This is a genomic window from Flavobacterium sp. GW823-FHT06G12 (assembly GCF_058794775.1).
Genome location: NZ_JBXAHE010000001.1, coordinates 397,545 through 411,844 on the forward strand (window position 1 = coordinate 397,545; position 14,300 = coordinate 411,844).

15 protein-coding genes are annotated in these 14,300 nt (G+C 33.2%); 3 read left to right on the top strand and 12 right to left on the bottom strand.

Going from position 1 to position 14,300, the window contains the following annotated elements; all coding sequences use genetic code 11:
* Positions 1 to 142 precede the first annotated feature (142 nt).
* Positions 143 to 499 (top strand): hypothetical protein, encoded by a 357-nt coding sequence (locus tag AC1Q5Z_RS01670; RefSeq protein ID WP_343588545.1) that lies wholly within the window; start codon positions 143 to 145, stop codon positions 497 to 499.
* Positions 500 to 578: 79 nt separating this feature from the next.
* Here the strand turns inward: AC1Q5Z_RS01670 and AC1Q5Z_RS01675 are convergent, their stop codons facing one another.
* Entirely contained in the window at positions 579 to 1,157 is a 579-nt protein-coding gene (locus AC1Q5Z_RS01675; RefSeq protein ID WP_492444121.1) for a M949_RS01915 family surface polysaccharide biosynthesis protein, read from the bottom strand.
* A 185-nt stretch (positions 1,158 to 1,342) separates the two neighbouring features.
* Between AC1Q5Z_RS01675 and AC1Q5Z_RS01680 the strand changes: the two genes are divergently transcribed.
* Together AC1Q5Z_RS01680 and AC1Q5Z_RS01685 are read left to right on the top strand one after the other, a co-directional pair.
* The gene (locus AC1Q5Z_RS01680) at positions 1,343 to 3,679 is read left to right on the top strand and encodes a GH92 family glycosyl hydrolase (RefSeq protein WP_343588547.1); all 2,337 of its coding nucleotides are present in this window, start codon (positions 1,343 to 1,345) and stop codon (positions 3,677 to 3,679) included.
* A gap of 170 nt (positions 3,680 to 3,849) precedes the next feature.
* A complete protein-coding gene (locus AC1Q5Z_RS01685) occupies positions 3,850 to 4,293 on the top strand; it encodes a hypothetical protein (RefSeq protein ID WP_492443549.1) in 444 nt (147 codons plus the stop codon).
* A 145-nt stretch (positions 4,294 to 4,438) separates the two neighbouring features.
* Here AC1Q5Z_RS01685 and AC1Q5Z_RS01690 read toward each other — a convergent pair whose 3' ends face one another.
* The 11 genes from AC1Q5Z_RS01690 to AC1Q5Z_RS01740 all read right to left on the bottom strand — a co-directional run bounded on the left by AC1Q5Z_RS01690 (position 4,439) and on the right by AC1Q5Z_RS01740 (position 14,242).
* Positions 4,439 to 6,295 carry a M61 family metallopeptidase gene (locus AC1Q5Z_RS01690; protein ID WP_198856981.1) on the bottom strand — a complete coding sequence of 619 codons (1,857 nt, stop codon included), beginning with the start codon at positions 6,293 to 6,295 and terminating at the stop codon, positions 4,439 to 4,441.
* A gap of 110 nt (positions 6,296 to 6,405) precedes the next feature.
* A complete protein-coding gene (locus AC1Q5Z_RS01695) occupies positions 6,406 to 6,684 on the bottom strand; it encodes a DUF2805 domain-containing protein (RefSeq protein WP_095929894.1) in 279 nt (92 codons plus the stop codon).
* A 121-nt stretch (positions 6,685 to 6,805) separates the two neighbouring features.
* Complete coding sequence (locus tag AC1Q5Z_RS01700; protein ID WP_278022292.1) at positions 6,806 to 7,633, bottom strand: sterol desaturase family protein; 828 nt, start codon at positions 7,631 to 7,633, stop codon at positions 6,806 to 6,808.
* Between the two features lie 113 nt (positions 7,634 to 7,746).
* Complete coding sequence (locus tag AC1Q5Z_RS01705) at positions 7,747 to 7,986, bottom strand: GlsB/YeaQ/YmgE family stress response membrane protein (protein ID WP_492443552.1); 240 nt, start codon at positions 7,984 to 7,986, stop codon at positions 7,747 to 7,749.
* A 42-nt stretch (positions 7,987 to 8,028) separates the two neighbouring features.
* Complete coding sequence (aqpZ, locus tag AC1Q5Z_RS01710) at positions 8,029 to 8,736, bottom strand: aquaporin Z (RefSeq protein WP_492443554.1); 708 nt, start codon at positions 8,734 to 8,736, stop codon at positions 8,029 to 8,031.
* Positions 8,737 to 8,761: 25 nt separating this feature from the next.
* A complete protein-coding gene (locus AC1Q5Z_RS01715) occupies positions 8,762 to 9,118 on the bottom strand; it encodes a DoxX family protein (RefSeq protein ID WP_492443556.1) in 357 nt (118 codons plus the stop codon).
* An 87-nt stretch (positions 9,119 to 9,205) separates the two neighbouring features.
* The gene (locus AC1Q5Z_RS01720) at positions 9,206 to 10,105 is read right to left on the bottom strand and encodes an EamA family transporter (protein WP_492443558.1); all 900 of its coding nucleotides are present in this window, start codon (positions 10,103 to 10,105) and stop codon (positions 9,206 to 9,208) included.
* Positions 10,106 to 10,326: 221 nt separating this feature from the next.
* Positions 10,327 to 11,451 carry a peptidylprolyl isomerase gene (locus AC1Q5Z_RS01725; RefSeq protein ID WP_492443560.1) on the bottom strand — a complete coding sequence of 375 codons (1,125 nt, stop codon included), beginning with the start codon at positions 11,449 to 11,451 and terminating at the stop codon, positions 10,327 to 10,329.
* A 29-nt stretch (positions 11,452 to 11,480) separates the two neighbouring features.
* The gene (locus AC1Q5Z_RS01730; RefSeq protein ID WP_492443562.1) at positions 11,481 to 12,557 is read right to left on the bottom strand and encodes a peptidylprolyl isomerase; all 1,077 of its coding nucleotides are present in this window, start codon (positions 12,555 to 12,557) and stop codon (positions 11,481 to 11,483) included.
* 15 nt (positions 12,558 to 12,572) lie between these two features.
* Positions 12,573 to 13,226, bottom strand: a complete 654-nt coding sequence (gldI, locus tag AC1Q5Z_RS01735) for a gliding motility-associated peptidyl-prolyl isomerase GldI (RefSeq protein WP_343588551.1) — start codon at positions 13,224 to 13,226, stop codon at positions 12,573 to 12,575.
* An 8-nt stretch (positions 13,227 to 13,234) separates the two neighbouring features.
* On the bottom strand, positions 13,235 to 14,242 hold the full coding sequence (locus tag AC1Q5Z_RS01740) for a DHH family phosphoesterase (RefSeq protein WP_343588552.1): 1,008 nt from the start codon (positions 14,240 to 14,242) through the stop codon (positions 13,235 to 13,237).
* Between the last annotated feature and the right edge of the window lie 58 nt (positions 14,243 to 14,300).

The window sequence follows — 14,300 nt, forward strand, 5'->3', positions numbered from 1 at the left end:
ACCATATAAGTGATATAAGTTCATTTTAAGTTAGATTGTCAGGCTGAGCAAAGTCGAAGCCTTATTAATGACAGCTTTCGATTTCACTCAGAAAAAATTTATATTTTCTTATATCACTCATATGGTTTAAAAATATTTAACTATGTACGAATTACTTTTTTGGAGATATCTAGATGAAATTTACCTGAACAATCAGGAAGTTTATGAAGCTCTTGTAGAAAAACAAGAAGTTGAAGGTCTGGCTGCACTTCAAATTGAAGTAATCGTAAACAGAATCAATTCAGTTTTTTCGGAATGGGAAAGAGTGGATGAAGACAGCTGGAAAAATCCAAAAGGGAAAGGTGCATTTCAAGTTATTACAACACCTCAAAGCATAAAAATTGACTGCTACGGAACAGAAGGAAAAACCATGAATAGATTAGTAGATATCATGGAAGAATTCAAATGTCCGCTTTACGATCCGCAAGTTCCAGAACGTTATGATGAAATGAATGAGTAGATAATTGTTAATGGTGAATTATTAATTAAGAATCAACATCAATCATTAACAATTTACCATTCACAATTCACCATTAAAATTACCCATTTTTTAAAAGCACATCCTGTTCTTTTCTCATTTTTTCAGTCAATTGATTAACGTATAATTTTATTTTCTGCGGAAGCGTATTCCAATTTTGATCTTTTTCAAAACTTCTGCAATTATCAAAATCACATTCAACTGCACGAATAACATATTTTTTCTTTTTATAAATCGTAATAATTTTTACGCGTCTTATATAGCCATCTTCGTTGCGAGTTCCATAAACAATAATAGGTTCAATATAACCGTCTCCATCAATATCTTTTGTACTGCAATATTTTGTCCAGAACCAAATGTTTGTTTCTTTTGGCAGAGTATCTTCAAGCAAATCATTAATTTTCCATTGATCTAAAAGTCCGCCGTGGTCATTAATTACACAAACAGCTTGTATTTTTGTGTTTAAAGTATCCTTTTTAGAAATTACTTTTTGATTTTCGCCTAAAACCAATTCGTAAACTCCGCTTTTATCGCTAAATTCAAATGCTCTATAAATAGGGAAATTGGTTGTGTTTTCAAGTTCACGTTCAGAAATTTCTTGTTTGGTTAATCTGTGGCTTTCTGCTTTTTGAGAAAAAATAAAAGAGGAATAAAAAACAAAGTAGAATTAAAATATATTTTTTCATGTTTTCGCTAGACTTTTTATACATCAAAGATATTTAAACCTTTCGAGTTCTGCTAAATTTATGTTTTTTAAAAATAGATTTTGTTGTACTTTTCTACATTAAAACAACAACAAAGATTTCAAAGAAAAAACAATAAAAAATGATTAAAACAAAATGCTGTAATTTTCTTTTCGGAGTATTGGCTTTAATGCTTTCGAGTAATCATATAAAAGGACAAAAGAAGGCGACCGAAAAGTTAAATCTTATTCAATATGTAGATCCAATGATTGGAACAGCAAAAATGGGACACACTTACCCAGGCGCAACAGTCCCTTTTGGAAGCGTACAATTGAGCCCAGAAACCGATACAATTGCTTATAGCTTAAACGGAAAATATAATGGAGAAGTTTATAAATACTGCGCCGGTTATCAATATGAAGATAAAACGATTGTAGGTTTCAGCCATACTCATTTTAGCGGAACTGGACATTCAGATTTAGGCGATTTCTTAATTATGCCAACAACTGGAAAACTGCAATTAAATCCTGGTGTGGCGTCTAAACCATTATCCGGTTATAGATCGGCATTTTCGCATGCAACAGAAAAAGCAGAGCCAGCTTATTACAGCGTTTTTCTAGAAGATCATAAGATTAAAGCAGAATTGACAGCCACAACTCGTGTTGGAATGCATCAGTATACTTTCCCAAAATCTGATGAAGCGCATATAATTTTGGACTTGACTTCAGGAATTTACAATTACGATAAAAAGAATGTTTGGACATTTGTTCGTGTAGAAAACGATACTTTAATAACAGGATATCGTCAGACAAACGGATGGGCGAGAACCAGAACAGTTTATTTTGCCATGTCTTTCAATAAACCTATTAAAAGCTACGGACAAGCTGTTCAAGAAAAAAGTGTTTACAGAGGTTTTTGGGGAAAATTCGATCAAACGAAAAACTTCCCAGAAATGGCAGGTCAAAACTTAAAACTATTTTTTGATTTTGATACGAATGAAGGTGAAAAAATTAAAATCAAAATGGCTCTTTCGCCTGTAAGTTCTGCTGGAGCATTAGAAAACATGAAAAAAGAAACTCCAGATTGGGATTTCGAAAAAGTAAAAAAACAAAGTCAGGAAGTTTGGAATAAAGAATTGAATAAAGTTCAGGTGGAAACCATTCAAAAAGAAGATTTGGTTAATTTTTATACCGCAATGTATCACGCATTTTTAGGTCCCACAGAATACATGGATTTAGATCGAAACTATAAAGGTCTTGATATGAATGTGCATAAAGCCGAAAACTTTACCAATTATACCAGTTATTCGCTTTGGGATACTTATCGTGCTTTACATCCTTTATTTAATATTGTCCAGCCAAAAAGAAACGCCGATATGGTGAGTTCGATGCTGGCGCATTCAGATCAGAGCGTTCATAAAATGCTTCCAATATGGTCGCATTATGCCAACGAAAACTGGTGCATGATTGGGTACCATTCTGTTTCGGTTGTGGCAGATGCCATTGTAAAAGGCAATATTAGTTTTGATGCCGAGAAAGCGCTTCAAGCTTGTGTGAATACTGCAAAAGTACCTTATTATGATGGATTAGAATTTTACATGAATAAAGGGTATGTTCCAGAAGATAAAAACGGTGCTTCGGTTTCTAAAACTTTAGAATATGCTTATGACGATTGGGCAATCGCGCAAGCGGCTAAAAAACTTGGAAAAACAGATGTTTATAATGAATTCATTGAAAGATCGAAAAATTATAAAAATGTGTATGACGAAAAAACAGGTTTCATGCGTCCAAAATTGAATGACGGAACTTTCAAAAAAGAATTTGATCCGCTAGATACGCACGGACAAGGTTTTATTGAAGGAAATTCTTGGAATTATAGTTTGTACGTTCCGCAAGATCCAGCTGATATGATTCAATTGATGGGAGGAAATGAGAAATTTAAAGTTCGTTTAGATTCATTGTTCAATATGCATCTTCCTGATAAATATTTTGAAAATACAGAAGATATTACAAGAGACGGAATCATTGGAAATTATGTTCACGGAAACGAGCCTTCGCATCATGTTGTCTATTTATACAATTGGACAGATTCTCCTTGGAAAGCGCAAGATAAAATAAGAATGATCTTGAAGAAAATGTACCGAAATGGCGCTGATGGATTAGGCGGAAATGACGATTTTGGTCAAATGAGTGCTTGGTATATTTTTAGCAGTTTAGGGTTTTATCCTGTAGCTCCTGGTTCTGACGAATATGCATTAGGAAGTCCATTGCTCAAAAATGCTATTTTAAATTTAGAAAACGGAAAAACTTTTGAAGTTTCAACAGTAAATCAATCTGATAAAAATGTATTTGTGAATAAAGTTTTACTGAACGGTAAACAATTAGAAAGGCCGTTTTTAAAACATGCAGATGTTATAAATGGAGGAAAGATTACGTTTTATATGAGCAGTAAACCTAATAAGAAGCAATATCAAAATTAGTTTTACGTCTGTCACCTTGAGCGGAGTCGAAGGGCTTTCTAGCTTAAAAGGGCTTCGACTCCGCTCAGCCTGATAAATGATAATATTTTAATTCGTGAAAATTTGTGCAATTCTTGGCGAAACAACAAAAAACTTCACGAAATTTGCACTTCAAATAAAGAAAACGAGATATGAAAATAAATCTAAAATCAGGAATTGATAAATTGCTTTTTGGAATGAAGCAGAATGACGTAACAGCTGTTTTAGGAAAACCTGATAAAAACTATAAAGACGAAGACGATAATGTGATTTTTGTTTATAATGCGCACAAAATCAGATTGACATTTTATGAGGAAGAAGAGTTGAAATTAGGTTATTTAGTAGCTTCAAGTAATGATTTAGAAGTTTTCGGATTCAAATTAATAGGAAGAAAAATTGCTGATGTAAAGAAAGATTTTGCTGCAAAAGGAATTACAAAATACAATCAAGAAACTTTTGATACTTTCGAAAATTACTTCAACGAAGATAATTGGTTTATTCTTCAAACAGAATATGATGAGGTTGTAAAGTTCGAAATTGGAGCAATCATTAATAGTAAAGACGAATTTGACTGGAAATTTCCTGTGAAGAAATAAACTCATTTTTGTCAGGCTGAGCGAAGTCGAAGCCACGCAAGCCGAATCACAGTGTGGGACTTCGACTTCGCTCAGTCTGACAAACCTAGAAGACATAAAAAAAACCGACAATCACTTGTCGTTTTTTTTATGTTGTAAAAGGGAATTAACCTTTCAACCATGCATTTTTAAGTTTTTCTTTTGAAGCATCAGTTGCCTTAAAAGTTTCAGACTCTTCAAATGGTAACTTCACAGTTCCTTTTATAGTTTCTTCTTTAGTGCCACGTTTTACTTTAAGTGTAATTGGATCATTTTCTTTCCAGTTTTCACTTTCAGTAATTAAATCATAAATGTTATCTAAGTTGTATGATTTATTGTTTACAGCTAAAATTTTATCTCCACCTTTTAAGTTCAAATTTTTAAAGAATGCAATTGATTCTGAATCAGGGCGAACAGCAATTTCTTTTGTTGCTTTGTCAATAGTAATGTATGGAGTTTGACCTTTAATAAACGGATTTCCAGCTTTTTTCTCAGTTGATTTTGTAACGCCAACTTTAGCTAAATAAAAATCGTAAGGAATTGGAGTTGTTCCAGCAACATATTTATTCAAAAAGTCACCAACTTCAGGATAAGTTAAAGAAGTGATTTTTGCGAATAATTCATCGTCATTAAAAGGTTTTTCAATACCATATTCATCAGATAATTTGTGCATTAAATCTAGAATTCCTCTTTCGCCATTACTTTTTTCTCTAATGATAATGTCAATACACATACCAATTAAAGCTCCTTTTTGGTATACATTTAAGTATTGGTCTTTGTATGGTTGTTCTAAAACATTTTTACTCATTACAGTAAATGACATTGTATCGTCTAAACTTTTAGACTGTTCAATTTTATCAGCAATACGAGAATAGAATTCAGCTTCGTCAATTAAACCTTGGTTAATTTGGAAAAGATTAGCAAAATATTCTGTTACACCTTCGTACATCCATAAGTGCTCAGACATTTGTGGCGCATTGTAATCAAAATACTGAATTTCTTTTGAGTGAATGGTTAAAGGAGTAACGATATGAAAAAATTCGTGAGAAACTACATCTTTCATAGATTCTACCAATTTTTCTTTTGGCATAGACTCAGGTAAAACTACAGTTGTAGCCGTTGGATGCTCTAAAGCTCCAAAACCGTGAGCATCATCCTTTGCCATGCTAGATAAATACAATAATACAGTATACTTTTTAGTAGAATTGACTTTTCCTAAAAAGTTTTTCTGAGCTGTCATCATAGTTTTCATTTCTGGAGTAATGCTTTCAGCAGTGTATTTTCCAGTAGGAGAGTAAACTGCAATTAAGATATCCATTCCGTTTACATTAAAAGTAGTGTAATCAGGTTTAGAATACATAATTGGGTTTTCTACCAAAACAGCATAACGAGAAGTTGTAAAAACATCAGAAGTATTGCTTGCATCTTGATCTGTCATAGAAGTAGCTCCCCAAAGCGTTTCAGGATGTGTAATAGTAACTTTGTACGGAATATCTAATTTATCTTTAAAATACCCTACAAAACCATGGGTGTTAACCATGAAATTTTTTCCAGCATCGATGTTTGTTCCAGCTGGAGAAAAAACGTCATCATTTCCAAATCCGGTTCCTTTTTCTGTATCAAAAGTATCGTTTACTAGATAAGTGATTTTCTTTAATGTTTTTGCGTTTGAAATAGACCAAGAATTATCGTCTAATCTTTTTACAGTAAGTGGATTTCCTTTAGCATCAAATGCTTTGAAATCTTCTGAATATTTTCCGTAATTATCTGTTGAATATGTACCAGGAACTGTTTTCGGAATACTATAAACAATTTCATCGGTTTTAATGGCTGGTGGTGTAACTGTTACTAAAACTTTATCGTCCTTAACATCAGTTAGATTGATATTAACTTCAACTATATTGCTTTTCGCGGCTCCTGTGCTCCCTGTTTTACAGCTCCAAAAAGTGACCGCTAGAGCTAAGGTGTAAAGTATTTTTTTCATTTGTATATGTTTAGTTAATTATATTTGACACAAAAAGTCTAGAAAAGTTACTAAAAAATCACATTAATTTAAAAAATAAAAAAAAACTCCTGAAAAACAGGAGCTTTATGTTAGTCTAATTTATTCTTGATATAATACTTTCCATCCAAATCTTCATCAAAATCATCTATTTTTACTGGTTTTGGTTTTGGTTTATTTGCAATTGCCTTCTTTTTCCACATCTCAAATTTTTCAAGAGGCATTTTCTTTTTCATGATGTCTAGGACTTCTTTTTCTGCCAATCCAAATTCTTTCTTTATAATTTCAAATGGATTTCTTTCTTCTAAAGCTAGCGAAACAAGTCTTTCAATTTGTTCCGGAGTTAATTCTTTGCGGCTACTCTTTTTCATCTCGTGAAAATTAATTCAAAATAGGGTGTTAATTATTAATAGATTGATTTTCAATTTCTGTATCAATATTAAAAAAAAAAATAATAAGTTGGTTCAGTAAAGTTCAATTTTTTTAATGATTTTAACTGTTTTTGAAGGATCTTGATTTTTGAAATGGAATTTTTAACAGATTCTTTAATTCATTGTTTTCTTCGGGTAGCATGTGAGTATCTACGCCATAAATGAGCTGATCTTTGGGTAAATAGGTAAAGGTTCCAAAAAGGCGATCCCAAACAGAAAAAATATTTCCATAATTACTATCTGTATAGGGCAAAACATAATGATGATGCACTTTATGCATATTTGGAGAAACAATAAAATAACTCAAAAAAACATCCAGTTTTTCCGGAAGTGAAATATTGGCATGATTAAATTGTGAAGCAATAACAGACAATGACTGATAAAGAAAAACCATCCACATTGGAGCGCCTACAATCAAAACACCCAAAGTAGTAAAAACAAAACGAACTACACTCTCTCCCGGATGGTGTCTGTTTGCTGTTGTAGTATCGATCCAAGTGTCGGTATGATGTATTAAATGAAATTGCCACAGAATTTTTACCTTGTGTTCAACCAAATGCGCTAAATAAGCGCCAATTAAATCTAAGAGCAATAATCCAATTATGGTATAAAGCCAAATTGGCATTTGAGGTAACCACTGCAGAATTCCAAAATTATGGTCGATGGTCCATGCGGCGGTTCTTATCAAAATAAAAGCCAGAATAAAGTTGACGACAATTGTGGTAAACGTGAAGAAGAAATTAATTCCTGCATGAGGCCATTTTTTGTACTGCATTTTAAACAAAGGAAAACTGTTTTCGATGAGCCAGAAAATGGTAATGCCACCAACCAAAATCAAACTTCTATGCAAAGAAGGAATTGTAGAAAAATAATTAATAATGTCATTCATGGTACACAAATATTTGAATTAATTAAAACTTTCTTTCGGTTTTATTCAAAGAAAAAGAGAAAACCAAATATAAATATATCCGATTTTCTCTTTAGAAATTATTATTTAAGGTATTATTTTTTGATGAGGCTTATTATAAACAATAAAACCCAAGCACCTCCTACAGCAATTATAATCTGCCAAAGAAGCCCGCCACCGCCAATACCAAGTTTGCCAGCAATCCATCCGCCAATAAATCCGCCAATGATTCCAACAATAATATTACCAATTAATCCGAAACCTGCACCTTTCCATATTTGACCAGCTAGCCAGCCAGAAATTGCACCAATAAGTAAGAAATATAAAAATTCCATATTTAATTTTTAAATTTAAGGTTATGATTATTTAAAGCAATATTAAGCTTCGTTATGATTTTGTAGTAATGTTTTATAAAGGAAACCAGCAGCTAATGCACCAAGAATAGGAGCGACCCAAAATAGCCAAACTTGAGATAATGGTTCTCCGCCCACAAAAATTGCTTGAGACAAAGATCTCGCTGGATTGACAGAAGTGTTGGTAATTGGAATACTGATTAAATGGATTAAGGTTAAAGCCAGACCGATTGCGATTCCTGCAAATCTTCCATTTGCAAATTTATCAGTTGCTCCTAAAATCACTAATAAGAAGAATAGGGTAAGCACAAATTCGGCGATGAAACAAGCTTGTAACGAATAACCATCAGGAGAAAAAGCTCCAAAACCATTAGAAGCAAAGGCTCCCGCTTTTGTACTATCAATTGCAAAACCAGCTTTTCCAGAGGCTATAGTGTATAAAGTTCCTGCAGCAGCAGCAGCTCCAACACATTGTGCAATGATGTACGGAATAAGATCTTTAGCAGAAAATCTTCCGCCTGCCCATAAACCAAAAGAAACTGCAGGATTAAAATGACCGCCAGAAATATGCCCAACAGCATACGCCATTGTAAGCACAGTTAAACCAAAAGCTAGTGCAACACCTGCAAATCCGATTCCTAAATTTGGAATTCCTGCTGCAAAAATAGCGCTTCCGCATCCCCCAAAAACAAGCCAATAAGTACCAAAAAACTCTGCAAATAATTTTTTCATAATAAAATAATTTAAATGGTTAATGTTAGAATGTATATTGGTAAGCCCAATAAACCAAAACAATTTGTAAGGGCAAACGTACAAATAAAATCCATGTTGGTAAACCAAAACCTGCTTTTTTATTTTGAAGCATGTACAAATTGGCAGGAAAAACAGCAATTAATAGCATTATAATTCCCCAGGCGGCAAAATTTGTAGTAAAAGGCAGGATTAGTAAGATGCCTAGAATAATCTCAGCGGCACCACTTAAAATATTTATTAATTTGGGGTTTTTAAATGCGGGTGGAATGATCTTTATGTACATTCCAGGTTTTCTAAAATGATTTATCCCAGCAAGAATATATAAGGAAGCCATTAAATATAAATGCCAAGGTAAATTCATGATATTTAGTTGTTTATCACGAAATTATAAAAAAATTAACAATTATTGCATTACAGATGTGTTTTTTTTAATAATGCGTATTTCGAGTTATTTTTTTGACTTAAAATTTACATTCATAATAATTATGGCAAGTATAATTAGAACAATACCAACCCATTGAGAGAAGATTACTTTTTCATCTAATAATACATAGGCCATTGTTACAGAAACGGGAAGTTCAAGTGCAGAAACAATACTTCCTAATCCGATTCCTGTTAGAGGAAAACCTGCAGTCATTAAAAGTGGCGGAATAATGGTTCCAAATAAAGACAAGACAATTCCCCATTTTAAGAAAATGTCAAGATTGAAAGCTGTTACTTGTGTTGCAAAAGCAAACGAAAAAACAATAATAGCACCACCAAGAAGCATATAAAGGCTTCTTTGAGCTGAAGAAATTTCGGTAGCAACACGATTGGCAGTAAACATGGTTGTTGTAAAAGAAGCAGCAGCCAGCATTCCCCAAGCCAAACCTCTCCAGTCTAGTTCGATATCATTATGGATAAGATTTGTAGCTAAAACAGTTCCGAAAAGGACTATGAAAACAGCAATTACTTTTTGTTTGGAAGGTAACTTTTTTTCTAAAAACATTTCGAGCAAAACCCCCATCCAAACGGTTTGCATCAATAAAACAATTCCAATAGAAACAGGAATGTATTTTACAGCCAAGTAATAAAATAAGCTGGTCATTCCTAATGAAGTTCCTGCAAGCATTAAATTAAAAATATTTTTTGGAGATGCTTTTACAGCCGAATTCTTGTTTTTAACGCGCTGAAATAGATTGATTATAAGAATACCTAAAATTCCGTATATAAACTGTGATGTCGTTACTTCTGCAGTTGTGTATCCTTCAGAATAGGCCATTTTTACAAAAGTAGCCAACATTCCGTAAGTAGTTGCTCCTAGAGCAACAAGAAAAACACCTTTTAATACATTATTTTGCGACGTCATAAATTATCTGTTTTAAAAAATTAAGCCGGCAAAGGTAAGTTATTTTGTTTAGGATTTTATCGTACTATGTTGAAAATAGTAATTTAATGACAAAATAAATCGGTTTTGAAGTCTTGAATTAAGAATTATTCAAAAAAAGAAAACAATGAAAAAAGAGAAAAGCCATCAAGAATAATCCTGATGGCTTTTTATTTGTAAAGAATAAATGTACTCTCTAATAATTAGTTAGGCTGGTTTTGATAAGTTTCGATTTCGAAAATTAAAGTTGCATTTGGTGGAATTACACCTCCAGCACCTTTTTCTCCGTAAGCTAAGTTTGAAGGCAAGAAGAAAATTGCTTTTTCTCCGTCTGTCATCATATCAAGAGCTTCAAGAAATCCAGGAATCATTCCGTCTTTTTTACCAACTGTAAAAGGAAATGCTTTGTAACCGCCTTGCGTGTCTCTGTTAGCATCGTATTTTCCGTATGCTTTTGCTACCTGAGCCATACTGCTGTCAAACAAATTACCGTCTTCAAAATATCCTGCGTAGTGAAAGTAGATTGTAGAACCTTCAGCACCTTTAACGCCAGTACCTTTTTGAGTAATTACATATTTTAAACCAGAAGCAGTCGCTGTTGCTTTTGCTTTTGCATCTTTAAAATAAGTTGCTTTAGCTGTAACTACTTTTTTAGCTTCCTCTTTTTTAGCAGCTTCTTTTTTAACATCATCGCTTAAAACCTTTAGAGCATCAAATTTCTTTGCTGCTGCACCTTTGCGTGTAATAACAATTTTTGTCATTACATCGTCCTGAACAATTTTATTTACGTTATCCATTCCAGAAACTACGTGACCAAAAATCGTATGTTTTCCGTTTAACCAAGGAGTGTCTTTATGTGTAATAAAAAACTGGCTTCCGTTTGTTGCAGGACCAGAATTTGCCATTGCAAGAACACCGCCTTTTTCAAATTTTAAATCGTCAACAAATTCATCTTTGAATGAATATCCTGGACCTCCAGAACCATTTCCGTCAGGATCACCACCTTGAATCATAAAATCATTAATAACTCTATGAAATTTTAATCCGTTATAAAATGGTTTTCCTTTAAGAGATGCTTTAACGTTCGGGTTTGTGCCTTCTGCCAAAGTAATAAAGTTGGCAACAGTTACAGGAGCTTTTACATATTCTAAGGAAAGAACAATGTCTCCTTTTGTAGTAGAAATTGTTGCAAAAATTCCTTCATCAGAGTTTGTTGATGCAACTGCTGTACTTGTAGGTTTTGCTGCTGGTTTTGCCGCAGGCTTTTTAGTTTGAGCTTGTATATTTACTATTGCTAGGCAAAATAAAAATAGAAATTTAAATTTCATTGCTTTTAAATTTTAAGTCTATAATTTAATTATGGTTTTTCTGAAATCTGGATTTCGAAAATAATATTAGCGTTTGGCGGAATTACACCTCCTGCACCAGTAGCTCCATATGCCAAGTGAGATGGAATGAAAAGAACAGCTTTGTCTCCATAAGATAATTGTTCAACTCCTTCGATAAAACCAGGGATTAAACCGTCTTTTTTACCAGCTTGAAATTGAATTGGTTGATATGCGTTCTGTTGTGCTCTTGCAGGATCAAATTTCCCGAATTCTTTTGCAACTTCCTCAATGCTAGTGTCAAAAAGAGTTCCGTTCTCAAGAAAACCAGCGTATTTAATATAGATTTGATTTCCTGTAACAGGTTTTTTACCGCTTCCTTTTTCTGTAATTACATATTCTAAACCACTTGTAGTTTTAGTAGCTTTTGCTTTTAAAGCAGCATAAGAATCTACTTTTTCTTTTTGAGCTCCAGCATATTTCTGTTGTTCTTTTGCGATGTCAGCAAAATAGTCGTGAAATACTTTTACAGCATCGAATTTTTTTGCTGCCTCACCATTTCTGATAATGGTTACAGAAACGATATTATCGCCTTGAACAACTTTATTTACTACTTCTTGATCTTTTGCACTTACAACATGACCAAAAATAGTGTGTAAGTTGTCTAGCCAAGGAGTTTCAACGTGAGTGATAAAAAACTGGCTGCTATTTGTTCCAGGACCGTTGTTTGCCATTGCCAAAATACCAGCTTTGTCAAATTTTAAATCTGAGAATTCATCTTTAAATTTATATCCAGTATCTCCAGAACCAGTTCCTAATGGATCACCGCTTTGAATCATGAAATTTTCAATAACTCTATGGAATTTTAAACCATCAAAAAAAGGTTTCTTTTTTAATTCTTCGTGTGTTACAAACTCGTTTTTACCTTCGGCTAAAGTCACAAAATTAGCCACTGTTATAGGCGCTTTTTTGTAATCAAGTTCTACAATAATATGCCCTTTGTTTGTTTCGATATCAGCATATAAACCATCAGGAAGATTATTGTGATCGTCTTTACAAGAATAAAATGAGCTTATGGCTATTAATAATAATAAGATACTCTTTTTCATTTTGAGATATTGTTTTTATTGAGTTAATGTGTCTTTTTTTGCTGATGGAGCAGGTTTTGCAACTGCTGCTTTTGGCGTTGCGGCTGAAGGTTGGGTAGCAGGTTTTGCTATTTGTGCCGCTGGATCTGGAACAAAATTTCTAAGCGTAATAGTAACAATTAGAGATTCGTTTGTACCAATTTTTTTATTGTCTCCGTGATATCCGTACGCCATGTGAGATGGAAATAGAAACGTAACAGTTTCATTTTTATGCATTCTTTTGATTCCGTCGCGAAGTCCCATCATGATGTCTTGTTTGTCTACATAATAAGTCTGTGGCCCAAGATCTGACTCAGAATAGATAGTATTACCTTTAATGTCTTTTACTTCCATATTAAAGTAAGCGATATCACCTTTTCTTGGAGCTGCGGTTTCGTTTGTATTTCTTTCGTCATAATAAAACCAATAACCTTTTGGAGTAGCGTAATATTTTACTTTCGGATTGCTTTTAATTATTTTCTTAATGACCTCTTCTTCATTTGCTACTAATTTTTTGTTTCGGTCAGCCGATTTTTTCATGAATGTTCCCGATGCTCTAGAAATAGGTCTTCTGGCTTCTTCATGATGTTTACAGCTGCTTAATAAAACTGTAAAAAGCAAAGTGTAAATGCTAAGTTTTAGGTAGTTCATGATTTGGACTATAATTTTAGTTTCTTTACTAAATCTTCAAATTTATTAACTGTTTCTTCCATTGAAACTTCAGATCTTCCGCCAGCGGCATTGCTATGTCCGCCACCATTGAAATGATCTCTTGCAAATTGATTTACATCAAAGCCTCCTTGTGAACGGAATGAAATCTTGATAATGCCTTCGTCTTTATTTTCGATAAAAATAGCAGTAAAAACGATATCTTTTATACTTAAACCATAATTAACAATTCCTTCAGTATCACCTTTAACATAATTAAAAGAATCTAGCTCTTCTTGTGTTAACGTCGTATATGAAGTTTTATGATCTTCAAGTATCTTCATATTTTGCAGAGCGCGTCCTAATAATTGCAATCTGCTGAAAGAGCTATTGTCGAAAAGCAATACCGGAATCTGAGTGTTTTCAACTCCCAAATCAATTAATTCGGCTATAATTCTGTGTGTGTTTCCTGTTGTTCCTGGAAAACGGAATGAACCAGAATCGGTTAAAATTCCAGTATAAATACAAGTTGCAATGGTTTTATCGATATCTTCTTTTTTATTTAAGAAAGAGATAAAGTTATAAACCATTTCGCAAGTAGATCCGTATGAAGTATCTGAATAAGTATAAGCAGCATAATCATCAGGTTTTTGATGATGATCGATCATAATGAAAGTTGCTTTCAATTTTTCTAAAGCTTGTCCCATCATTTCGCCTGTACGATGAAATGCATTAAAATCAAGCGTAAAAATGATTTCTGCTTCTTCTAAAATCTGCGTGCAGATTTCAGTTTCTTTTTCGAATATTTTTACTGTTTCAGATCCTGGAAGCCAAGCTAAAAAATCAGGAAAATCGTTCGGAGCAATTACTGTTGCCTGATGATTGTTTTTTATTAAAAAATGGTACAAACCCAATGTTGATCCCATTGCGTCGCCATCTGGTCCTCTGTGCGGAATTATGACGATTTTTTTTGGGGTGGCGAGTAATAATTGAATCGCTTGAATATCTTGTATTTTCATAGTGTGCGAATTTACATTTTTTAATGTAATGCTGAAAATAATTTTAGTATTCAATCAC

Excerpts from the sequence above, each read along its gene's own strand:
- AC1Q5Z_RS01690 (WP_198856981.1), bottom strand. The coding sequence starts at position 6,295 with ATGAAAAAAATACTTTACACCTTAGCTCTAGCGGTCACTTTTTGGAGC.
- AC1Q5Z_RS01670 (WP_343588545.1), top strand. The coding sequence starts at position 143 with ATGTACGAATTACTTTTTTGGAGATATCTAGATGAAATTTACCTGAAC.
- AC1Q5Z_RS01705 (WP_492443552.1), bottom strand. The coding sequence starts at position 7,986 with ATGGAATTTTTATATTTCTTACTTATTGGTGCAATTTCTGGCTGGCTA.
- AC1Q5Z_RS01715 (WP_492443556.1), bottom strand. The coding sequence starts at position 9,118 with ATGAATTTACCTTGGCATTTATATTTAATGGCTTCCTTATATATTCTT.
- AC1Q5Z_RS01700 (WP_278022292.1), bottom strand. The coding sequence starts at position 7,633 with ATGAATGACATTATTAATTATTTTTCTACAATTCCTTCTTTGCATAGA.
- AC1Q5Z_RS01680 (WP_343588547.1), top strand. The coding sequence starts at position 1,343 with ATGATTAAAACAAAATGCTGTAATTTTCTTTTCGGAGTATTGGCTTTA.
- AC1Q5Z_RS01720 (WP_492443558.1), bottom strand. The coding sequence starts at position 10,105 with ATGACGTCGCAAAATAATGTATTAAAAGGTGTTTTTCTTGTTGCTCTA.
- AC1Q5Z_RS01685 (WP_492443549.1), top strand. The coding sequence starts at position 3,850 with ATGAAAATAAATCTAAAATCAGGAATTGATAAATTGCTTTTTGGAATG.
- AC1Q5Z_RS01740 (WP_343588552.1), bottom strand. The coding sequence starts at position 14,242 with ATGAAAATACAAGATATTCAAGCGATTCAATTATTACTCGCCACCCCA.
- AC1Q5Z_RS01730 (WP_492443562.1), bottom strand. The coding sequence starts at position 12,557 with ATGAAAAAGAGTATCTTATTATTATTAATAGCCATAAGCTCATTTTAT.
- AC1Q5Z_RS01725 (WP_492443560.1), bottom strand. The coding sequence starts at position 11,451 with ATGAAATTTAAATTTCTATTTTTATTTTGCCTAGCAATAGTAAATATA.
- gldI (WP_343588551.1), bottom strand. The coding sequence starts at position 13,226 with ATGAACTACCTAAAACTTAGCATTTACACTTTGCTTTTTACAGTTTTA.
- aqpZ (WP_492443554.1), bottom strand. The coding sequence starts at position 8,736 with ATGAAAAAATTATTTGCAGAGTTTTTTGGTACTTATTGGCTTGTTTTT.
- AC1Q5Z_RS01695 (WP_095929894.1), bottom strand. The coding sequence starts at position 6,684 with ATGAAAAAGAGTAGCCGCAAAGAATTAACTCCGGAACAAATTGAAAGA.